The following is a 21351-nucleotide window of genomic DNA, read 5'->3' as shown; positions in this document are numbered from 1 at the left end:
CGCCTCCACCCCCCGCCATGAACGCATGTGCCTTCCGAAGGGCATCGTCTGCGCACAGCCGCCCACTTGGTGATCGCTTCCGACTGCCTCGGGCGAGCCCCTACCGGCCGTCCGGGGCGAGCCGCACCGGGACCAGGTCGGCGAGGCCGGAGACCGTGAGCAGCGGCCGCAGCAGCGCGGCGGCGATCACCTCGATGCGCTCGGCGCGGGCGAACAGCACGTTGAGGCCGGCGCTGTCGAGGTAATCCACGCCGGTCAGGTCGAGGACGACGTGCCCCGGCAGGCGGTCGAGCGCGTCGGCGAGACGGCCGCTGTTGCTCATGTCGATCTCACCCGTGACCGTCAACAGGGCGGTTCCGTCGGAGGTTCGTCCTTGGGCGAGTGTCAGCTGCTCAGACGTCACGGGATCCTCGTATGCATCTCGACGCTGGTGCCCGACGGGCCGGGCGTGACGGTCACATGGCTGGACAGGGCGTGCATGATACCGATGCCTCGGCCGCGCAGGGAGGAGGCGTCCGGTTCGCCGGGCTTCCACCGTCCGCTGTCGGCGACGGTCACGTGCACGCGGTCGGTGAAGATCTCGGCGCTCAGCCGGATGGTGCCGCCCGGGTTGTCGCGGTGGGCGTGCTCGACGGCGTTGGCGCAGGCCTCGCCGGTGGCGATGAGGACGTCCAGAGCGGTCCGCACGGGCAGTTCGCAGCGGGTGAGCCAGTCGCGCAGGGCGTGGCGCGCGATGGCGAGCTGACCGGACTCCGCGGGAAAGGCGATCCGCAGGGGTGCCGGATGGCGGTAGAGCAGCAGGGCCACGTCGTCCTCGTACCCGCCCGTGGGAGCCAGAGCGGCCATGACGTGGTCCGCCAGCTCCGAGGGAGGCAGGTCACGGCCGGTCTGCAGGGCCTCGCCCGCCACCTCGATGCCCTGGTCGAGCACCTGGTGGCGGCGTTCGACGAGCCCGTCGGTGTACAGCAGCAGGGTGGACCGGGCGGGCAGTCGGCAGACGCTGTCGGAGCGTTCCCGGTCCGGTCGGACGGCCAGCGGCAACCCGCGGCCGTCCTCCAGCAGGCGCGTGGTGCCGTCGGGAAGGGCGAGCACACTCGGCGGGTGCCCGGCGCTGGAGTAGGTGAGGGTTCCGGTGTGCGGGTCGAGCACTCCGCAGAAGACGGTGGTGCAGAAGGCGCCCGGGATGCCGCCGGCGAAGTGGTCGAGCGCCATGAGCGTGCGCGCGGGGCTGGCGTCCTGCAGGAACAACGCACGGCAGGCACTGCGCAGTTGGCCCATGACGGTGGCCGCATCCAGGCCCCGCCCGACGCAGTCGCCGACCACGATGCCGGTGCGGTCGTCCGGGAGGGTGATGACGTCGTACCAGTCGCCGCCGATCTCCAGCGGCGGAGTGGCGGGTTCGTAGCGCGCGGCGAAGCCGGCGGGCAGTTGGGAGGGCCCGAGGATGGCGCGTTGCAGGGTGAGCGCGGTGTCGCGCTGCTGGTCGATCTGGTGGTTGCGGGCCAGAGCCTGGGCTAGGTGGCCGGCCAGCAGCGCGAGCAGCAGTTCGTCCTGGCCGCTGAAGCGGCGGGCGGCGCCCAGTTCGATCCACATGGCCAGCGGGCCGTCGGGGTGCTCCAGCAGGACACCCGCGCCGGTGCCCTCGCACACCGGCGTGAGCGGGGGATGGTGCTGCAGTTTCGTGATGGCCTCCTGCTGTTGCGCGGGGAGGTCCTTCCAGGACAGCGGGCCGGTGGCGGTCAGTGCGGGTGCCACGTCCGCGGTGAACAGTGCCGTGAGGACGTACTCGGCCTGCCACAACTGCTGGAACTGGTCGAGAGCCGTCGTGAGTGCTTCGTGCAGGCCGGCGGTCTGCGCCAGGCTGGTGCTGAGGGCGGCCAGGGCGCTCTCGCGTTGGGCGGCGTAGCGCTCGGCGGTGATGTCGCGGAAAGTGCCGACGAGCATCCGCCGGCCGGTGTCCGGGTCGTGGGCGCCGTTGAAGGCCGCCCTGATCCACAGGCGGCGCCCGTCCCGGTGGGTGAGGGGAAGGGTGTGGTTGCCCTGTCCCTGACGCAGCAGGTCGGCGAAGGCGTCGGCCACGGTCCGACGGGCCTCCGGGTCGGCCGCGCCATCCGGCCACCAGGGATGGGGCGGCTCGCACGGCAGGATCGCGGAACCGTGGCCGAGCAGGGTGGTGAACGCGGTGTTGGTCTCCAGCACCACGCCGTTCTCGTCCATGACGAGCAGCGCTTCCTGCAGGGAGTCGACCAGGGCGGTACGCCAGCGCACGTGGTGGGTGCGCAGATGGGCGAGTTCGACGTTGGCCCGCACCCGGGCCAGCAACTCGGCCGCGGCGAACGGTTTGACGAGGTAGTCGTCCGCGCCCGCGGTCAGTCCTTCGATGGCCGCCTCCTGGCCGGCGCGGGCGGACAGCAGCAGGACGGGCACCGAGGCGGTCCTGGTGTCCGAGCGCAGGGAACGGACCAGGCTCAGTCCGTCCATCATCGGCATCATCACGTCGCTGACGATCAGGTCCGGCGGGTGGGAGCGGGCGGCGCAGAGCGCCGCCCGGCCGTCGCTCACGGCGTCGGTCTCGTAGCCGGCACCGTCGAGGATGCGCACGAGGTACTCGCGCATGTCGGTGTTGTCGTCGGCGACCAGGACCCGCGCCCGCACCGGTGCCCTGGTCCCGGACTCCGAGGCGGCGGTGCCGGTGCCGGCCTTGTCCCGCACGGTCGTGCCGGTGTCGGCCGGCAGCCAGCGCAGCGCCTCCTGGACGAACGGGACGGCCGTGGTCGACGCGGCCCGGGCCTGGGACGAGGTGCGCACGGCGTCGGCGGGCAGGTGCGCGGACCCGAAGGGCAACCGGACGGTGAAGCACGTACCGCGTTCCGGGCTGCTGTCCGCCGTGATGGTGCCGCCGTGCAGCGCGACGAGTTCCCGTACGAGGGCCAGGCCGATGCCACTGCCTTCGTGCGAGCGCGCGCGGACACCGCCGATGCGGTGGAAGCGTTCGAACAGCCGGGGCAGTTCGTGTGCGGGGATGCCGACGCCGGTGTCCTGCACGGTCACCACCGCCCGGTCGTCCTCGGCCCGGACCGTGACGCGGATCGATCCGTCGAAGGTGAACTTCAGCGCATTGCTCAGCAGGTTCAGGATCACCTTCTCCCACATGTCGCGGTCGACGTGGACGGGGCGGTCCAGCGGCGGGCAGTCGACGGTGAGGGTGAGGCCGGCCCGGTCGATCGCGGAGCGGAAGACGCTGGTCAGCTCGGCGGTCACGGCGGCCAGGTCGACCGGCTCGTAGGAGGCCTGCATACGGCCGGCCTCGATGCGGGAGAAGTCCAGGAGGGTGTTGACGAGTTTTCCCAGCCGCAGCGCGTTGCGGTGGATCGCCTCCAGTTCCTCCCGGACCCGCGCGGGCGCCTCGGCGAGCTGTTCCTTCAGCTCCTGCACCGGCCCGGAGATCAGCGCGAGGGGGGTGCGGAACTCGTGACTGATGTTGGAGAAGAACGTCGTCTTGGCCCGGTCGAGCTCGGCCAGTTCCTCCGCCCGCCGCTGCTGGTCGCGGTAGCTGCGGGCGGAGCCGATGCCCGCGGCGAGGTGTCCGGCGACCAGTTCCAGGAACCCCCGGTAGCCCTCGTCGAGGGCGCGATAGCGGTTCAGCGCGGCGACGAAGAAGCCGTGCGGTGAGCCGCCGGGTTGCAATAGCGGCATCAGCAGGGCCTGCCGGGGCGGTTCGGGCCAGTCGCCGGCCGGCAGACCGGCGACGACGTCGGCGTCGAGCGGTACCAGCACCGGTGTGCCGTCGGCGAGATCGGCCCACGGCCAGGGGGCGGCGGGCTGCTCGGGGGACAGCAGCGGCGGTGCCGCCGGATGCCCCGGCGAGATGCCCGTGGTGCGGCTCAGGTGCGCGCCGTCCTCCCGCAGGAGGTAGGTGAGGGTGAAGGGCAGGTCGGCGAGGTTGCGTTCGAGCTGGCGGCCGAAGAACGCCAGCGTCTCGCTCTCCGTCCGCACGACGGTGGGGTCGGAGCCCAGGTCACGCAGCGTGGCCATCCTGCGCGCCCCGATGACGCGCTCGGTGTCCTCGCTGACCACGCAGAGCATGCCCACCACCGTGCCGCCGTCGTCGTGCAGAGGGCTGTACGAGAACGTGTGGTAGGTCTCCTCCCGGTAGCCGGAGCGCTCCAGGAAGAGCAACAGGCCCTCGTCCCAGGTGGCTTCGCCCGAGGCCAGGACGTGCTCGATACGGGGGCCCACGTCGGACCAGATCTCCGACCACACCTCGCTCGCCGGACGGCCCAGTGCCCAAGGGTATTTGCGCCCCAGGGTGTTGCGGCGGTACGCGGCGTTGCAGAAGAAGGTGAGGTCGGGACCCCAGGCCATCCACATGGAGAACCGCGACGACAGCAGGATGCGCACCGCTGTCCGCAGACTCTGCGGCCAGTCCTCGGGCGGGCCCAGGGGAGTGGCCGCCCAGTCGACGGCGGCGAGGTCCGCCCCCAGGTCCGGATCGGCGGCGAAGGCCTCGCTCCAGGCCGCGCCACTCTGGTCGCTGCCGCTCAGGTCGTTGTCTCTCTCCGGGTGCCCCACCGATTCCTGCTTCTGATCCGAGAGCCGGCGGAAAGCCGGCCGTGCACTGTCCCAGCTTTCCCCTGTCGAGGGATATTCCACCGCTGCCCAGGTTACGGATGCAGCCGGGGGCACGCAGATGTGCGATTGGGGCGGTTGCCGTCCTCCGGGGCGGGCCGGGGGTGCCCCACCCCGGCGATTCCCACCTTCACGGGGGAGCCGACCAGCCACATCGAAAAAGAGATGTTTGTTCGAGCCGCGACGGTGCACACGGAGAGCTAACACAACCTTTATGCGACGAAGTGGAGACGGACAATGGGCATCATCGCGTGGATCCTCATCGGTCTGCTGGCCGGCGCCATCGCCAAGATGCTGATGCCGGGCAAGGACCCGGGCGGCATCATCGTCACCATGCTCATCGGCATCGCGGGCGGCCTGCTGGGCGGCTGGCTGGGCAAGGTGATCTTCGGTGTGGACTCCATCGACGGATTCTTCGACCTTTCCACCTGGATCGCAGCGATCGTCGGTTCCCTCATCCTGCTCGCCATCTACCGCGTCGTCGTGGGCAACCGACACTCGCACCGACACGCCTGACATGTAGGTGGCCCTCGGGCACTGTCGGACGGCTCCCGCCCCCGGAACAGGGGGAGGGAGCCGTCACGGTTTTCGCGCCCTTGTTCACCGTGTTGAGCCGGCGGTAATCCGGGCGGGGCTGGGTAATGGGATTGCGTTCAGCCTGCGTTGAGAAGGAGCCGAGGATGACCGATGACGCCTACCTGTTCCTGTTTGGCGACGCGTCCGCGCAACTCGGGGTGAGCCCCGCAGCCGTCGGTGACCTCGCCTGCATGGAGACACCAGCGGTGCGTGCGTGGCTGGAGGCGCAAGGGAGTACGGCGACTTCGCCGCACCTGCGGCTGCTGCCCCCGGAGGAGATCGCGGCGATCCCCGAGGGAGCCGAACGCCTTCCGGTCCCGCTGAACGACGAGGAGTTGAGCCGGGTCCGGCACGCGATGTCGGCGGCGCCGCTCGCCCGGGTGGAGGATGAGCTGCTCGCGTACCGTGACTGCGCCGACGGCCGGGACGCGCTGATCGGCCGCGCTCTGGCCGCGGGCGTGGCGCCGCACCGCATCGTCGAGCTGACCGGGGTGGATCCCGCCACGGTCACGGCGGCCGCGAACGGCTGACGGGCGAAGGCGCGGGGCGTGGGAACAGACTCGGCTGTTCCCACGCCCCGCGTGTGTCACCCCTTCGCCAGGGCCTGTTGTTTGGATCAGGTCGGCTGCAGGGAACGGTGCGTCGCGGCGGACCCGAGCGGGGTCTGGTGCGTGCAGCTGCAAGGCGGAGGAGGGAGTCGACGCGGAGCGTCGGCGAGTGACGACAACGCCGCAGATGTGCGTGCCAGGGCCCGCGACGCCGAGCTGATCCAAACGACAGGCCCTAGCCGCACGTCAGCGTGGGATTCGCCCAGTCGCCGTGGTCGTTGCCGTTTCCGTCGCCAGCGTCGCCGACCTTGAGGTCGATCACCTGGGCGCCGCTGACGTCGACGTCGATCGGTACCGCGGCCTGTTTGCCCCGGATCGTCGGCGTGGTGACCAAGATCCTGCCGTCGGCGATCACGGAGAACGTCACCGTCCCCGCGCCGCCGGTCTCGTCGTCGACGCCGACGTCCGCCGTCAACCGGGAGCAGTGTCCGGCGAGATAGAGCTCGACGTCGCTGACCGAGTTGGTGCCCAGGCCCTTGGTGTAGCCGGTTCCGGCGATGCGGATCGGACGGCCGTCCTCGGCCGCCTGCTCGCCGACGCTGCTGTCGCGCTCCACCGGGCCCCATCCGTTGGTGGCGGACAGGAACGGCAGGTCGCTCACCGCGTTCTCGCCGGCCGGCGGGGCGGGCGGGATCCCGCCGACGATGCGCTCGTCCTCGCCCACGGCCTGCCGCCCTTTCTGCCGGTAGTGCACGGTCGCGGTGACCGCCGAGGCGGACGGCAGCGTCCCGCTGGGCGGCCGGACCTTCCAGGTGAAGGTGGCCGATCCGCCCGGTGGTACGCGCTTGACGGACGTGGGGCTCGTGGCGCTGACACTCCAGCCGTCGGGGGCGGTGAGCGACCCCGTCAGTCCGGAGGCGGAGGATCGGTCCTTCGGTACCCGGACCGTCGCCTCGGCCGTGAAGGCCTGCCCCGGCTGAGCGGTGTCGGGCACGTCCAGGGAGACTTCGGCTCCCGGACGCTTCGGCATCGCGTACCTGCGGTGGTCGTAGCGGGGGCTGTCGTTCTGCGCGACGCGCAGCGACGAGGCGTAGCTGCCGTAGTCGGTGAGGGAGACCTTGCCCAGTCCGCCGGTGCTGCCGTCCAGGTTCCACACGGCGATGGCGATGCTGTTGCGGCCGTTGGGATCCAGGATTCCGTCGGGCACCGGGAAGGTGTGCTGCGGGCCGAGGTAGTTGACGTAGTTGCCGACCTGCCAGCCGTTGACGAAGATCGTCGCCCGGTACTTGCGTGACGGGTCGTCAGTGAACGTCAGCCCCAGCGAGGTGTCCTGGCCGCGCGGCAGGTCCAGGTTCACGTCGGTGCGGTACCAGGAGACGCCGGGGCGGCTGTCGGTCGTCGGCAGGGACACCCGGTTCCACTTCCCGTCGGGGTAGCCCGGCAGTGACCAGCCGGCCCGCTCGCCGTACAGGCCGCCCGTGGAGATGGGGCCGCGCACGGGGTCCTGGAGGTCCTCGCCGCCGCGTACGCCCTGCACCCGCCAGGTCACGGAGGTCAGCGGCGCCCCGACGAGGGAGGCGCTGGTCAGACCGCGCGGCGTCTTGTTGCCGTTGGTGGAGTTGTAGTCCTCCTCATGGCCCATGTTCACGGTGAGGACGGACAGGATGTTGTCGCCCTTGGCCTTCACGGAACCGGCCGGGAAGGAGAAATCGGCGCTGCCCGTGGTGGAGCTGCCCAGGAAGGTGCCGTTGAGCCAGGCGGAGAACGCCTGCGCGGCTCCGCCGGAGTCGGAGACCAGGTGGACGCCGGTCTCCTTGCCGGTGGTGCGGAAACGGCCGCGGTACCAGGTGTTGCCGGTGTGGAAGCCGTAGTCGTCCGCGTACAGCACGGGCAGTGAGTTGGCGCCGGAGACGCTGTTGGTGGTGGTCTTGTCGGCCACCTGCCAGCCGGAGTCGTCGAAGGCGGGTGCCGCCTCGGGTGACTCCTCGGCGTGCTTCCAGCTCGTCAGGGCCGGCAGGTGTACCGCCGCGGCCACCGGGATCTTCCCGGTGAGACTCGCCGTGCCGGTGGCCCGGGTCTTCACCGTCCTGCCGTTCCAGGTGACGTGGTCGGCGGAGGTGAACACCTCGATGTTCTTGTCGTCGGCGTTGTCGCCGGTGAGTGCCACCGTGTGGCCGCCGTCCAGGCTGGTGGCCGTGCGCAGCAGGTGGGTGCCGCGCACGAGCACCGGGCCGCTCGCCGTGTCCTGGCGCCAGAAGGTCTCGGCGGTGTCCTTGTCACCGACGAGCAGCGTCAGCGGGGGCTTTCCGCCGCCGGTGACGTCGATACGGATCAGGCCCTTGTGCGTGTAGTTCAGCCGCAGATCGCCGCCGGTCTCGTCCCAGGTGGTCGTGACCGTGCCGCCGGTGCTGGTCACGGTGGGCCGGGAGGAGTAGTGCAGCACGGTCTCGCCGTCGCTGCCCGCGTCGCCGTAGAGGACGGCGACGTCCCGGCCGCCGATGGCCGCGCTGGTCATGATCTCGGAGGTCGAGTACTGCAACTGCGCGTCGCCGAGCCGGTAGTCGGCCGTGATCACGTGGGAGTCGCGGCCGTCGAGGGTGATCGCGGTGCCGGGCTGCTGTGGCACGACCGGGTAGGTCGGTTCCGCGGCGGCGGCCGTCGGCACGTCGATGGCGTCGATGGACACGTAGTCGTCCGTGGACCCCGAGCTGTGGTTGCCGGCGACGACGATCTTCAGGGTGTGCGCGCCGGACGACAGGCCCGTCTTCTGGAAGAGCACCGCCTGGTTCTCGCCGCCGGAGTCGTCGACCGTGGCGACCTTGGTGCCGTCGAGGTAGACGTCGGCGTAGCCGTGGTTGCCGGTCTTCGACCCGATCCAGCGGATCGCGGTGCCGTCGAAGGGGACGGTGAGCGAGTCGCCGGCCTTGTTGGAGAACGACTCGGTGTGCTTGTAGTCGCCCCCGGTGTAGCTGGTGTCGGCGACGTGCGACCACGAACCGGTGTACTGCAGCGCGGAGTCGGGGTCGTCCCAGGTGTAGCTGGTGTCCGACACGGGCTGAGCGTTGAGGTCCAGCGAGATGTGGGTCTTGTCGACCGCGGTGGACGTGGAGTTGCCGTGCCGCAGCACATGGAACTGCGTCTTGGTGTCGGGGTTCATCCGGGCGGTGTCGACGACCGCGGAGTTGTCCGGGGGCGTGGTCCTGATCGCCTCGGTCTTGGTCAGCGGGGCGACCGACTGGGTGAAGTACCCGATCAGCTTGTCCTCGTAGTACTTCGGGTCGAGTTGGCGGTTCTCACGGATCGCCGCCCCGTAGTCGTACGACGTGTAGTTCTCCGGCATGCCCAGCCAGCCCCAGTTGGTGCCGCCGTAGGTCATGTAGAAGCTCTGCGCGGTCGCTCCGACGGCTATGTTCTGCTTGTAGAAGACGTTGGCGAAGCGGTCGTTGATGAGCTGGGCGCACTTGTCGTAGCCCGGGCCGCCCCAGGGGTCGAAGGCGCCGCCCTGGAACTCCGGCGAGTACAGGGGCTTCCCGGCCGGGTGGTCGTAGCTGATGTCCGGGACGCCGTTCCACTTCGTGGGGTTGGAGCAGTCGAAGCCCTGCGGGTAGGAGTCGGGGCCGTCGACGTCCAGGGCGCCTGTGCCGGAGTTGAAGGTGCCGTTGTTGTTGCCGGTCAGCGGGACGGTGATGCCGTCGGCGCGGGCCTTGTCCTCCAGGTGCTTCATGTAGGAGTGGCCGGCGGCGGAGCCGTTGTAGTACTCGTTCTCGACCTGGTAGGCGATGACCGACCCGGTGCCGTTGGTCAGCTGGTGGCGGGCGATGATCCGGTCGATCTGGGTCAGCCACTCGTCCGCGTACTTCAGGAACTGCGGGTCGTCGCTGCGGTTGTGCCCGGCCTTGGTGGTCATCCAGCCGGGCAGGCCGCCGCTGTCGACCTCCGCGTTGATGTACGGGGCGGGGCGCGCGATGACGTAGAGCCCGGCCTCCTGGGCCATGTCGAGCAGTTTGTCGACGTCACGGACGCCGCTGAAGTCGTACACGCCCGGCTTGGGCGAGTGGTACCCCCAGTCGAAGTACAGCGACGTGGAGTTGAACCCGGCGGCCTTCATCTTCTGGAAGATGTCGCGCCACAGGTCCGGACTCGGGAGCCGGAAGTAGTGGAACTCGCCGGACCACAGGTAGGTGCGCTTGCCGTCGACGAGGAACGAGTAGCCGTCGAGGCTCACCGTGTGCGCCTGGGCGGCGGAGGCGGCGGGTGGCTGCCCGCCGCTGTCCCGCGCCGCGGCGGGCGCGGTCATGCCCGCGGCCAGGGCGATGGTGGCGGCGGCGGACAGGGCCGCCTTCCACCACCGACCGCCGCCGGGTCTCGCAGCTTTCGAACCGATCCGATAACTCCGCACTGCGGCCTCCATACCGCCTGAGCAATCAACATCCAACAGACTCAGGCAAAGTCGAACAGTAAGGGGGCGCAAGGCTCAACACAATGGGGCGGGAGAACACGGTCGGGACGGCGGAGGCATCGCCCAACCTCCCGTCGGCTAACGGCCGTTCGGTGATCGGTGGGACGGGGTGCCCGCATCGTGCGAGGTGGCCGCGGGCGGCTCGGGCGCGGCAGCCTCGGCCGCACGGGCACGGGTGAGCGCTGTGACCACGCTGTGGGCCGGCAGTGGATCGGCCGGCAGTACGTGGGAGGCGAACCAGCGTGCCGCCGACGGATCGGGGGAGGGGTCGACGAACTCGCCGCCCGCGTAGTCGTCGAGCGGAGGATCGAAGACGTATCCGGTGACGATGCCGTGCCGCACCAGGCGGTCGATCAGGACGTCGCGGTCGTGGACGAGAAGCGGCACCCGGAAAAGCGGCAGAGCGCCCTCGCGCGCCGTCCGGTCACGCAGGGCGGGCGACGCCCAGGGGGTCTCGGACAGCAGGCGGACACCGGCCCGACGCCGGGCGAGGTCGTCGTCGAGCCGGGCCATCCGCAGCGCCAACGGCGCCTGGACGAGCAGTCCATGACGGTTGCGGAAGCCGTGCAGGTCGACGCGCATCCACGGCTCGTAAGGGGTCAGGCTCGGCGCCCGGAGGGCACAGGCGGCCAGCAGCGGCGCGTGCAGGTCCATGCGGTATCCGTCGCGCTCCAGCAGCCCCAGGCGCTGCATCGTCCGCCACACGGGGCTCACCAGATGGCTGCCGCGCACGGCGGAGCGGGCCAGCGGCCGCAGCGTTGTCGCCAGGTCGTCGACGAGCCGGCCCGGTACCAGGAGGTCGTCTCGCAGCGCCTCCAACTCCCGTCGGACACCGGCGCTTTCGACGGCGAGGAAGCCGCCGGCCTTTCCTCCCACGTGCTTGGACAGGCTGAATGCCGCTGCCGTCCCGAAGGTGCCGATCGGCCGGCCCGCCACGTGCGTACCCATGGCGTGCGCCGCGTCCTCGAACAGCGGAATGCCCAACTCCTCGCACCGGGAGCACAGTTGCTCCATCCGATCCGGAATCCCGTAGAGGTTGGTGGTCAACACCGCGTCCACGGTGCGCCACACGGACTCCGGTACGGCCGCCGGGTCGATGTTGCCGTCCCGGACCGACACCGGAGCCGCCACCGGGCGCAGACCGGCGGCGAGGACCACGAAGAGGATCACATCATCGGTGACCGGGGACATGAGCAGCCGGGCACCCGGCCGGCACCAGCGCCTCAGGGCCAGGTAGAGAGCCAGCCGTGCCGAGGGCGTGTAGACGCATTCGCGTCCCAGCCGGCGGGCCATCATCGCGGCGAGTCGGGATCCGTACGGCATGGGTGCCCTCCTGTGGCGACCGGCGACCGGCGATCGAGTCCGACGGGGCAGCGGCTAACGCGCGGCGGAGCCCGCGCCGAGCGGGCCCGAGGTGCGCAGCCGGCCGGCCGTCCGCAGCAGCCGGTCGGCGGGACGGCGCAGCCCGGGGTGGGCCAGGACGGTGTTGCGCAGGCCGCGCACCGGCCTGCGCCACAGCCGGTGTGCCGTGGCCACCGGGCTGGTGCGGTAGGCGAGGCCTTCGCCGACGCGCAGTTCACGGGTCTTGAGCCAGTTCTTGTACTCCATGTCGCCGCGTCCCAGGTCCACGAGCCGCACCCCGTGGCGGCCCGCCGCCTCGACCATCCGCAGATGCATGATCAACCCGGGGGAGTAGCGGCTGAACTCGGGATCGTAGGCGGTGAACCAGCCCGCCAGCACCGTCTGCGACCTCGGCCCGAAGTGGGCGGCCACCGGACGGTCGCCGGCGTACAGCACGGACAGCATGCCGGTGAGGTGCCGGGCGCGGACGGCGAAGAGGTCGTCCACCAGGTCCACGATCCACGGCCGGGCGAACCGGTCCATCCGCCCCGTCCGGCGGTACTGGGCGGACTTCCACCGCATGAGCGTGCGCAGCACCCGCCGGTCGCGCTCGTCGAGTACGAAGCGCACCTCGCCCTCGTCGCCGCGCAGGCGCCGCTCCTTGGCCAGCGTCGACTTGGTGTGCCGCGGGGAGGTCCGCCGCAGCCACTCCACGTAGCCGTTCCCCTCCTCAGGAAGATCGATCACCGGTGAGGCGAACGTACCCGTGAGATACCTGTCGAACGGCTTCTGCTCCTCGACGAGATGGTCGAACTCGAACACCGAGAGGCCGCAGGCCCGCAACAGCTCCGGCGGGTCCCAGGTGACGCCGGGACGGTGCACGAGGGCCTGACAGTCGGACAGGCCGTAACCGATGGCCCGCCCCACGCCCAAGGCACTGCGCTGGTGGGGGAAGAAACCGACGGGCTCCGTCTCCTCCCGCAGGACCGCGACCACGCTCCCGCGCCGGTGACGGGCCGTCGCCGCCGCGAACTCCGGTGCCAGGAAGGGGTTGGCGTACTGCGGCGACTCGTCCATCGCACGGTGCCAGGCACGGACCAGCGCGGGGCTCAGCTCATCGGCCGCGTGCATCGAGACGTCCATGTCGGACCTGCCGTCCTGCCTGATGGCGGAAGGGGGACGTGCAACAGGGTGTGCCACCTTCCAGAATCGAGGCACTCTCACTCCGAGCGCTTGGGCTGGACGGGCCCCGAAGAAGGCCGCACGGCCCCTACGCCGTGGGTGCGGGACCCCGACAAGGCCCGTTCAGGGCCGAACGGGGGGCTGGGGGCAGAGCCCCCCGCACTCACCGACGCACCTCACCGATCATGGCCTGATTGATCATTGTGCGACCGACGTTCGAAACCGAGACTGCTGGGGGCCGACGGCGACGCGAAGGACGGGACGTTCGGTGAAACGCATCCACTTCACGGCGGAGGACCTGGCACGGACCCGGGTGGCCACGACGATCGGCGTGGCGGCGGAGACGTTCGACACGGTGAAACTGCTCAAGGACCGCGACGCCTCCCTGGCCTTCCGCCGCTGGCAGGTGTCGGTGCGCGGACGCCTCGGCGAACAGGCGGGCCCGCTGGCCGCGTTGATGCCCTCGCACGGACCGCTGGTCGACATCGCGAGTCTGGCGGGGCACACGGCTTCCATCGACGAGGCGGTGGACAACCTGCTGACCGCTCCCCGGCCCCTGCTGCGCCTGGAGTTGGAGAACATCGACTTCCACCCCGCCCACCGCTCCTGGGCGCGCAACCTGGTCGACGGAGACCGGGAGGCCCGCCTCCAGGTGGCCGCGGCGCTCCGCGCCTGCCACAAGGTGACCGTCGCCCCCTACTGGGACCGCGTGCGCTCCCGCCTGAACGAGGTACGCGCCTCGTACGCGGGCGCGATGGCCGGCGGCGGGGTCGAGCGGCTTCTCTCCACGCTCTCCGGTCCCCTGGTGCGCTGGCGGCCGCCCGTGCTCGAAGTCGTCCACCCGCGCGAGGCGGACATCCATCTGAACGGGCGCGGACTCGTCATCGCGCCGACCATGTTCTCCACTCAGCAGGCCGAACTTCTGCAGGCGCCGCTCGACCCGGGCCGGCCACCGGTTCTGGCCGTGCCCACCATCGACGGCGCCCGCCTCGACCCGACGCTGTGGGAAGCCGCCGGCGACAGCGCCGACCAGTCACTCGACGACCTCCTGGGACGCACCAGGGCAGCGGTGCTGCGGGCGACCGTCGGCGGATGCGGCACCACCGACCTGGCGCGCCGCCTGGACATCTCCCCGGCGACCGCGAGCCATCACGCGACGGTGCTCCGCAACGCCCGTCTGATCGCCACCCGGCGCGAGGGCAGGGCGGTCCTGCACACCATCACGTCACTGGGTCTCGCCCTGCTGGAGCACGGCCACCCGCACCCCTGACAGGTCCCAGGGCGCCTACGCGGTACCGGGCTCGTCCAGGAAACGAAGCAGCACGTCGGCCTCCGCGCGGAGCCGCGCGGCCCGGTCGGCGTGCGCGGGCGCGGTCAACTGCGCCGCTGCCTCCAGCCGTTCGGCGGCCTCGGCGCGTACGACGTCCACCACCCGGTGCTCGCTCAGTTCACGCCGCGCCCTTTCGGTGACACCGACACCCACCGGAGACTGCTCAAGGGCCGATCCTCGCGGTTCCGCCTCGTCCACGGGCACGGCCTCCGCGTTGTCCAGCGCGGCGAGGGTGGAACGCAGGGCGCTCACCGCCGCCTTGTCGCGGGCGCGCATCGCCTCGGGCAGTGCCTGACGCATACGAAGTCGGATGGACATGCCCGTGATCTTAGAGGGCGGCATGCCGAGAACGCCTCCGAGAATTGCGGTGCATGGGCAGCGCGACCCCCGTGCGCCCTGCCCATGCACCACGCCGTCGGCGAGGCGGGCCGGCTCGATGAGCCGACCCGACCCCTCGCCCCGGCAGCTGGTGCTGCCGTCCGCTCGGCGACCGTTAATGTGAGGATCCGGATCGCGTCTTGCGAAAACCTTGTGACGGAGGATCGTTGAAGCTCCTTGTGCTCGGTCCGCTGGAACTGCGCCTCGAGCGAGGCGCGTTGGACCTGGGACAACCGCGAAGGCGAGCCGTCCTCGCCGCGCTGGCGGTGGACGCCGGACGACCTGTGTCCATGGAGACGCTGCTCGACCGGCTGTGGGACGGCGATCCGCCCGATGGCGCGCGCTCCGTCGTCTACTCGCACATCAGCCGCTTACGCCGGCTCCTCGAAGAGGCCGCGGCGGAGGAGAACGGCGGGGCGGCGCAGCCGTCGATCAGCCTGGGCAAGGTCTCCGGCGGGTACGTGCTGCGGGCGGACGAGGACGCGGTCGATCTCACCCGGTTCCGCGCCCTCGTCGAGCGCGGCCGCGAACCGACCTGCCCTGACGCGGAGCGCACCGGCCTGCTGGAGGAGGCGCTGCGGCTGTGGCGGGGCACCCCGCTGGCCGGGCTGTCCGGAACCTGGGTGGACCGCACCCGAACCGCCTGGAACCGCGAACGGATCGACGCCGCACTGGCCTGCGCACAGATCCATCTGCGGCGGCGCACCCCGGACAGGGTGCCCGAACTGCTGCGGCCCCTGCTGGCCGAACACCCCCTGAACGAGCAACTGGCCGCGTCACTCATGCGATCGCTCGCGGCCACCGGCTCCAGCGCCGACGCACTGCACGTCTACACCGAGACCCGTCAGCATCTCTCCGACGAGCTGGACCTGCCACCCGGCCCAGAACTGCGGTCCCTGTACGAGGAGTTGTCGCGCGGCGCCGACCTCGGCCGACAGCCGGCCCCGCGACAGCCGGCAACTCCGGTCCCCGCTCAACTCCCGATGGACGTAAGGCCCTTCATCGGGCGAAGGGATCAGCTCGTCGACCTGACCCGGGCCCTGACACCGGCCGACAGCGGCGCCGGGGCCACGGCGGCCGTCGTCTCCGCCGTCTCCGGCACCGCCGGCGTGGGCAAGACCGCGCTCGCGGTGCACTGGGCACACCGGTCGAGGGAGGCCTTCCCCGACGGGCAGTTGTACGTCGACCTCAGGGGCTACGACCCTCAGTCGCCGCTGTCCGCGGGCCAGGCCCTGGTCGGATTCCTCACCGCCCTCGGTGTGCCCCTGCAGGAGATACCGCTGTGCCTGGAGGACTGTGCCGCCCGCTACCGCACGGCCCTGAACGGACGCCGGCTCCTGGTGATCCTGGACAACGCCGCGTCCGCCGCCCAGGTCAGGCCGCTGCTGCCGGGCAGCCCGGACTGCCGGGTGCTGATCACCAGCCGGGACTCGCTGAGCGCGCTCGTCTCGGTGCACGGCGCCCACCGGGTGGTGCTCGACGCGCTGTCCCGGGCCGACTCCCTCGCCCTGCTGCGCGCCCTGATCGGGGAACGCGTCGACGCGGAGCGCGCCTGTGCCGAGGATCTGGCGCGGCAGTGTGCATGGCTGCCGCTGGCCCTGCGGGTGGCGGCGGAGCTGGTCCTGTCCCGGCCCGCCGAACCCCTCAGTCACCTGGTCGCCGAACTCCACGACCACCAGCGGCGGTTGGACCTGCTGGCCTCCGGCGACGATCCCCGGGCCGCCGTCCGCGCCGTCTTCTCCTGGTCCTACGCCCGCCTGGCCGACCTGCCGGCCCGCCTCTTCAGGCTCCTGGGCCTGCACCCCGGGCCCGACGCCGACCTCCACTCCGTCGCCGCACTGGCCGGTGAGTCCGTGGACGCCGTACGACGGGCGCTCGACGTACTCGTCCGCGCGCACCTGGTGAACCGCACCGATGGGGGCCGGTACGGCATGCACGACCTGCTGCGGGTGTACGCGGCGGAGCTGGCCGCGCAGCACGATCCGCGGGCCGACCGCGATGCCGCGCTCACCCGGCTGCTCGACCACAGTCTGGCGGCCGCCGCGGCGGCCATGGACGTCCTCTACCCCGCCGAACGGCACCTGCGACCCGCAGTCGAGCGGCCGGCCACCGGTCCGCCACCGCTGCGGACCGCGGAGGAGGCCCGCGCCTGGCTGTCCGCCGCGCAGCCCACGCTGGTCGCGCTGTGCTCACGCACCCAGGAGCCCGGCCCGTCCCGGCACACCGTGCGCATCGCCACCACGCTGCACCGCCACTACGAACGCACCGGGCACTACACGGACGCCCTGACCGTCCACACCCACGCGCTGCGGGCCGCGCGGTCGGTGGGGGACCAGCGGGGCGAGGCCGACGTCCTGGCCCTCCTCGGCGCCGTCCACCGCCGCCTCGGCGACTACGACACGGCCAGGCGGCTGCATGAGACCGCCCTCGCGCTGTGCCGCCGCACCGGCTACGCGGCGGGCGAGGCCCGTCACCTGACCAACGTGGGGGTCCTTCTCGAACTGCGCGGCCGCTACCGGGAGGCCGCCGAACAGCACGAGCGGGCGGTCGCGCTCTTCCGTTCGGTGGGTGACGCGCACGGCGAGGCCGATGTGCTCAACAACCTCGGGATCGTGCTGGAGTTGGTGGAGGACTTCAAGGGCTCGATCGAACGCTACGAACGCGCCCTGACGTTGTACCGGTCCATGGACCACGCCTTCGGCGAGGCCAGTGCCCTCGGCAACCTCGGCATCCTGCTCGCGAGGCTCGGCGACCACACCGCGGCGGCAGGGCACTTCGAACGCGCCCTGACCCTGTTCCGGCGGCTGGGGAACGCCTCCGGAACAGGGCACGCGCTGACCAACCTGGGCAACGCGCTCAGCGGCCTGGACCGGCACGCGGAAGCGGCCGGTCACCAGCGCGAGGCACTGGAGCTGTTCCGCCGCATCGGCGAGCGTTACGGCGAGACCGGTGCCCTCAACGGTCTCGGAGAGGCCCTGCACGGCCTCGGGCGGCCCGCCGAGGCCCTGGAGGCGTACGCGCAGGCCCTCGAAGTGGCCCGCGAGATCGACGAGCAGGAGGAACAGGCCCGCGCCCACGTCGGAACCGCCGTCGTGCTGCGGGCCGATGCGGACCCGGCCCGAGCGGTCGGTCACCTCCGCGAGGCCCTGGAGCTCTACACGGCGCTCGAATCCCCACGGGCCCAGGAGGTCATGAGGATGCTGAACGGCGACTGATCACGGCGTGGCCGGTGTTCCCGCGGCGACATCGGGCAGGGGCACCTGATCAGGGCTTACGAGCGAGTCCGGCGGCGATGAGGCGTTCCCACACGGTGAGTTCCCGTTCCCCGTCCGAGGTCCACGGGTTGTCGTTCTTCTCGGGGCGCCACAACGACGCGGGCACGATTCCGGGTTCGAGGATCTCCAGGCCGTCGAGCAGGGACGCGATCTCGTCGTCGGTGCGCCACCGGCCGCGGCCGAAGGTCTGCTGGAGGACCTTCTCGGCCTCCTCCGTCTCCGGGTTGTTGCCGGAGCGGAAGTGGCTGACGAAGAAGTAGCTTCCGGAGGGCACCTGGTCGCGCCAGAAGCGGACGATGCCGGCCGGGTCCTCCTCGTCGTTGACGTGGTGCAGGATGGCGCTGAACATGACGGCGACGGGACGACTGAAGTCGATCATCTCGACGGTGTCCGGGTGGTTGCGGACTGCCTCCGGGTCGCGCACGTCGGCCGCGACGACGCGCGTGAACTCGTTGTTCTCCAACAGCGCACGGCCGTGGACCAGCACCTGGGGATCGATGTCGACGTAGACGACGCGGGACTCCGGGGCGTGGCGTTGCGCGACCTGGTGGACGTTGTCCGCGGTCGGCAGGCCGCTGCCCAGGTCGATGAACTGACGCACCTCGGTGGTCTTCGCGATCTCCCTGACCGCACGGGTCAGGGCCGCGCGGTTGGCGAAGGCGATGGCCACCGAGCCGGGCAGGTCACGTTTGAACACATCGCCGATCTCGCGGTCCACGGCGTAGTTGTCCTTGCCGCCGAGCAAGTAGTCGTACACGCGGGCGATGCTGGGCTTGTTCGGGTCGATGGCGGAGCCTTCGTACGTCATGGCGCACATTCTTCCCCGCAACCTGCCCTGACGACCGCCTTTTTGAAATCCTCCAAGCCTCACGGGCGACCCGATCAGCCTGCGGACGCCGTCCGGCGGGTGCGCGGCTCAGGCGTTCTCCTGCGCGGCGGCGCGACGTTGCCGTTTGCCCAGGGGCGCCTGAGAGAGGTCCTCCGCCTGGGACCGGAGGTTCTTGTAGCCGTACCCGCGCTCGGTCAGCCACGCCTTCGCCGCCTCCTCGGCGCGTTCGGACGCCTCCAGGATGTCCTCCTCTTCCTCTCCGGAATCCAGGAACCGGAAGGTGAACGCGGTACGCGCCGCCAGGTCGTAACTGAGGTGTCCCTCGGGTGTGAAGGCCGCGCGCAGAACGTCGTGCTCCGCGGCGCGGCTCAGGAGCTCGGCTCGCTGGTCCGGGCCGAGCCCGTCGAAGACGCCACGGACCGTGATCCGGAAAGTGCGAGTACTCATCCCGCGACACTAACCAGCGAGATCGGCGGCCTCCACCGAATTCAGGTGCAGGGTCAGCGCCCTCTTCGAGATCGACGACCGCGTCACCGACCTGCACATTGCCGAGCCCTACCGAGGAGGGAAGCAGGTCCGCCGTCAGCACGCCGGGCACCAGAGCCGGGCGTGTGGGGCCGTTGGCGCGCGGAGTGGGCTGGCCGGCGGCGCGAGGGGGACCGGTGGACCCTACGCCCGGGTTCACCGTAGGGCGCACCTTGGTGTCATACCCCACGGGAGGCCGCCATGACGAACGTCGATACCGTGGCCGAAGGTCTTGTCGATCAGTTCTTCGCGCAAGGCCAGGCGGCCACCGCGCAGGCGCAGCGCTGGACGGAGACCGGAGAGCTCGACCGGCTCACGGTGAGCCAGCTGCGCCTCTGGGCAGCCAATCGCGCACTGGACGCGCTGGCACGGCCCACCAGCGCCGGCCCGGCACGGGCCACGGCCCTGCGGGAGAGAGACGCACTGATCGGCTGGCTGGAGGCACACGGATACCGGGCCCTGGCCTGACCTCGTGAGTGGAAGAGGCGTCGGACGGGGAAGTCGGAGACGGTGGACGACTTCGAGGTCGATGACGTGGTGCAGCGGGCGCTGGACCGGCTGACGCTGCTGGCCGAGGCCACGACCGCGCTGTCCAGCACGCTCGATTCGCACAAAGGCCTGAGCCGGGTGTGCCGCATCCTGGTTCCGCAGCTGGCGGACTGGGCCGCGGTGGATCTGATCGAGGACGACGGCAGGCCGCGGCGGGTCAGCGTCGTGCACCACGACCCCGAGGTCCTGCCGGTCGGGGGCCTGACCGGTGTGCTGCCACCGGTTCCCGAGGTGCCCGTGGGTCCGCTGGCCAGGGTTCTGGCCGGGGCCGGCCCGCTGCTGCTGACGTCCGCGGACATACCGCCCGTCACGCAGGCGGCGGATCCGCTGCACGCGCGCCAGCTCGAATTGTTCGCGCAGCTCGGCACGGACACCGCGGTCGTCGCTCCGCTACGGGCCCGGCGCCAGGTACTGGGCGCGATGACCGTCGGCCGCAGCGCCGGGCGGGCGCCGTTGACCAGCAGTGATCTGGCGATGGTGGAGGACCTGGCGCACCGCATGGCACTGGGGGTGGACAACGCGCGGCTGCACCGGGAGACCCAGCACATCGCCGAACGCCTGCAGCGTTCACTGCTGCCGACGCTGCCCGAGGCCGGCCCGCTGCGGCTGGCCGCCCGCTACATGCCCGCCGCGGCCACCGCCGAGGTCGGCGGCGACTGGTACGACAGCTTCACGCTGCCCACCGGCCACACCACGATGATCATCGGTGACGTCACCGGCCACGATGTGCGGGCGGCGGTCACGATGAGCCAGCTGCGCAACATGCTGCGGGGCATCGGCTGCGACCGCGAGGAGCCTCCCGGGAGCATCCTGCGCCGTCTGGACCTGGCCCATCACACGCTGTATCCGCAGGCTACCGCCACCTGCGTGTACGGCCTGCTCGGCGAGCGCGAGGACGGCGCCTGGACGCTGGACTTCTCCAGCGCCGGACACCCGCCGCCCCTGCTGATCACCCACGACGGAGACACCCGCTATCTGACGGGCGGCCAGGGCCTCCTCCTGGGCGTCGACCCCGACGAGCCGCGCCCGCACGCCGTCGAGGTGCTGCCCTCGGGCTCGACCGTGCTGCTCTACACCGACGGCCTGATCGAGCGCCGCGGCGAGGGCCTGGACGTCGGCATGACCCGGCTGCGTCAACACGCGGCCGCCCTCGCCCGTGAGCCCCTGGAGATCTTCTGCGACGAACTCCTCACCGGGCTGGCCGCCGATCACGCTGACGATGTCGCCGTCCTCGCCGCCCGCCTGCCCGAGCGGTCCAGGCGCGCGGTGCCCGATGCCTGACGCGCGTCGACGCCGTGCCTCGCTCAGGCGCGGTACTGCGTCAGGACATCGTGCAGGGCGTCGCTCACGTGGTCGGGGACGGGCTTTCCCTGCACCAGGTTCAGTACGTGTTCCGCCACGACGTGCGGGTGCATGGTGAGGGCACGGGAGAGATCCACAAGACCCCGGCCCGCGTCGTCGAGCCCCATGGGGCCGAGCACCATCAGCGCGCCCTCCGCCATGTTGATCGTGGAGCGTGCGGCCAGCACGCGGCTCAGCCGGGTGTGCTCGGCCTCGGTCAACTCCGGGTGGACGGTGGCCGTCAACGGTTCCGTGAAACGGGACCGCGGCGTTGGCGACTGCATGTGACCGCCTTGTCGTGAAGCAGAGAACACTTGTCCCACCCGACCTGCGCGGGCCGACGTCGAAGGTGCAAGCAGTGTCGCACGACGCCCGCGCATACGGGTTCC

At 71.1% G+C, this 21351-nt stretch carries 15 protein-coding genes; 6 read left to right on the top strand and 9 right to left on the bottom strand.

Annotated features, from left to right (window positions below; genetic code table 11):
• Window positions 1-100: 100 nt before the first annotated feature.
• Window positions 101-403, bottom strand: a complete 303-nt coding sequence (locus tag ACIGDI_RS20415) for an STAS domain-containing protein (RefSeq protein WP_399898377.1) — start codon at window positions 401-403, stop codon at window positions 101-103.
• Window positions 400-4371, bottom strand: a complete 3972-nt coding sequence (locus tag ACIGDI_RS20410) for a SpoIIE family protein phosphatase (protein ID WP_399898881.1) — start codon at window positions 4369-4371, stop codon at window positions 400-402. Before ACIGDI_RS20410 ends, ACIGDI_RS20415 begins: the two co-directional genes overlap by 4 nt.
• 495 nt (window positions 4372-4866) lie before the next feature.
• Here ACIGDI_RS20410 and ACIGDI_RS20405 point away from each other — a divergent pair, with 495 nt between their 5' ends.
• Complete coding sequence (locus ACIGDI_RS20405) at window positions 4867-5145, top strand: GlsB/YeaQ/YmgE family stress response membrane protein (protein WP_200703274.1); 279 nt, start codon at window positions 4867-4869, stop codon at window positions 5143-5145.
• A 164-nt stretch (window positions 5146-5309) separates the two neighbouring features.
• Window positions 5310-5735: a DUF6003 family protein gene (locus ACIGDI_RS20400; RefSeq protein ID WP_399898375.1), complete on the top strand. Its 426-nt coding sequence runs from the start codon at window positions 5310-5312 to the stop codon at window positions 5733-5735.
• Window positions 5736-5988: 253 nt separating this feature from the next.
• On the opposite strand, the gene ACIGDI_RS20395 is transcribed toward ACIGDI_RS20400, so the two are convergent.
• The 3 genes from ACIGDI_RS20395 to ACIGDI_RS20385 all read right to left on the bottom strand — a co-directional run bounded on the left by ACIGDI_RS20395 (window position 5989) and on the right by ACIGDI_RS20385 (window position 12696).
• On the bottom strand, window positions 5989-10152 hold the full coding sequence (locus ACIGDI_RS20395) for a beta-galactosidase (protein ID WP_399898373.1): 4164 nt from the start codon (window positions 10150-10152) through the stop codon (window positions 5989-5991).
• A gap of 138 nt (window positions 10153-10290) precedes the next feature.
• Entirely contained in the window at window positions 10291-11535 is a 1245-nt protein-coding gene (locus tag ACIGDI_RS20390) for a DegT/DnrJ/EryC1/StrS family aminotransferase (protein ID WP_399898371.1), read from the bottom strand.
• Between the two features lie 54 nt (window positions 11536-11589).
• A complete protein-coding gene (locus ACIGDI_RS20385) occupies window positions 11590-12696 on the bottom strand; it encodes a GNAT family N-acetyltransferase (RefSeq protein ID WP_399898369.1) in 1107 nt (368 codons plus the stop codon).
• Between the two features lie 307 nt (window positions 12697-13003).
• Here ACIGDI_RS20385 and ACIGDI_RS20380 point away from each other — a divergent pair, with 307 nt between their 5' ends.
• Window positions 13004-14005 (top strand): ArsR/SmtB family transcription factor, encoded by a 1002-nt coding sequence (locus tag ACIGDI_RS20380; RefSeq protein ID WP_399898367.1) that lies wholly within the window; start codon window positions 13004-13006, stop codon window positions 14003-14005.
• A gap of 15 nt (window positions 14006-14020) precedes the next feature.
• Here the strand turns inward: ACIGDI_RS20380 and ACIGDI_RS20375 are convergent, their stop codons facing one another.
• Window positions 14021-14341 (bottom strand): hypothetical protein, encoded by a 321-nt coding sequence (locus ACIGDI_RS20375; RefSeq protein ID WP_399898878.1) that lies wholly within the window; start codon window positions 14339-14341, stop codon window positions 14021-14023.
• Window positions 14342-14610: 269 nt separating this feature from the next.
• Between ACIGDI_RS20375 and ACIGDI_RS20370 the strand changes: the two genes are divergently transcribed.
• On the top strand, window positions 14611-17658 hold the full coding sequence (locus ACIGDI_RS20370; protein WP_399898365.1) for an AfsR/SARP family transcriptional regulator: 3048 nt from the start codon (window positions 14611-14613) through the stop codon (window positions 17656-17658).
• A 49-nt stretch (window positions 17659-17707) separates the two neighbouring features.
• On the opposite strand, the gene ACIGDI_RS20365 is transcribed toward ACIGDI_RS20370, so the two are convergent.
• Both ACIGDI_RS20365 and ACIGDI_RS20360 read right to left on the bottom strand, forming a co-directional pair.
• Window positions 17708-18535 (bottom strand): SAM-dependent methyltransferase, encoded by an 828-nt coding sequence (locus ACIGDI_RS20365; RefSeq protein WP_399898363.1) that lies wholly within the window; start codon window positions 18533-18535, stop codon window positions 17708-17710.
• Window positions 18536-18634: 99 nt separating this feature from the next.
• Window positions 18635-18994 (bottom strand): DUF6204 family protein, encoded by a 360-nt coding sequence (locus ACIGDI_RS20360; RefSeq protein WP_399898361.1) that lies wholly within the window; start codon window positions 18992-18994, stop codon window positions 18635-18637.
• Between the two features lie 279 nt (window positions 18995-19273).
• Between ACIGDI_RS20360 and ACIGDI_RS20355 the strand changes: the two genes are divergently transcribed.
• Window positions 19274-19540 carry a hypothetical protein gene (locus ACIGDI_RS20355; protein WP_399898359.1) on the top strand — a complete coding sequence of 89 codons (267 nt, stop codon included), beginning with the start codon at window positions 19274-19276 and terminating at the stop codon, window positions 19538-19540.
• Between the two features lie 42 nt (window positions 19541-19582).
• Window positions 19583-20902 carry a PP2C family protein-serine/threonine phosphatase gene (locus tag ACIGDI_RS20350; RefSeq protein ID WP_399898357.1) on the top strand — a complete coding sequence of 440 codons (1320 nt, stop codon included), beginning with the start codon at window positions 19583-19585 and terminating at the stop codon, window positions 20900-20902.
• A gap of 23 nt (window positions 20903-20925) precedes the next feature.
• Here ACIGDI_RS20350 and ACIGDI_RS20345 read toward each other — a convergent pair whose 3' ends face one another.
• Window positions 20926-21246 (bottom strand): hypothetical protein, encoded by a 321-nt coding sequence (locus ACIGDI_RS20345; protein ID WP_399898355.1) that lies wholly within the window; start codon window positions 21244-21246, stop codon window positions 20926-20928.
• Window positions 21247-21351: the final 105 nt, after the last annotated feature.

Source organism: Streptomyces sp. NPDC085900, assembly GCF_044540925.1.
GTDB lineage: Bacteria > Actinomycetota > Actinomycetes > Streptomycetales > Streptomycetaceae > Streptomyces > Streptomyces gilvifuscus.
Note: the sequence above shows the minus strand (reverse complement) of the source record. Positions and strands in the feature narration are given on the sequence as shown.

Coding starts and splice junctions, on each gene's coding strand:
- ACIGDI_RS20360 (WP_399898361.1), bottom strand. CDS start 18,994: ATGAGTACTCGCACTTTCCGGATCACGGTCCGTGGCGTCTTCGACGGG.
- ACIGDI_RS20400 (WP_399898375.1), top strand. CDS start 5,310: ATGACCGATGACGCCTACCTGTTCCTGTTTGGCGACGCGTCCGCGCAA.
- ACIGDI_RS20355 (WP_399898359.1), top strand. CDS start 19,274: ATGACGAACGTCGATACCGTGGCCGAAGGTCTTGTCGATCAGTTCTTC.
- ACIGDI_RS20410 (WP_399898881.1), bottom strand. CDS start 4,371: ATGTGGATGGCCTGGGGTCCCGACCTCACCTTCTTCTGCAACGCCGCG.
- ACIGDI_RS20405 (WP_200703274.1), top strand. CDS start 4,867: ATGGGCATCATCGCGTGGATCCTCATCGGTCTGCTGGCCGGCGCCATC.
- ACIGDI_RS20390 (WP_399898371.1), bottom strand. CDS start 11,535: ATGCCGTACGGATCCCGACTCGCCGCGATGATGGCCCGCCGGCTGGGA.
- ACIGDI_RS20365 (WP_399898363.1), bottom strand. CDS start 18,535: ATGTGCGCCATGACGTACGAAGGCTCCGCCATCGACCCGAACAAGCCC.
- ACIGDI_RS20385 (WP_399898369.1), bottom strand. CDS start 12,696: ATGGACGTCTCGATGCACGCGGCCGATGAGCTGAGCCCCGCGCTGGTC.
- ACIGDI_RS20345 (WP_399898355.1), bottom strand. CDS start 21,246: ATGCAGTCGCCAACGCCGCGGTCCCGTTTCACGGAACCGTTGACGGCC.
- ACIGDI_RS20375 (WP_399898878.1), bottom strand. CDS start 14,341: ATGCGCGCCCGCGACAAGGCGGCGGTGAGCGCCCTGCGTTCCACCCTC.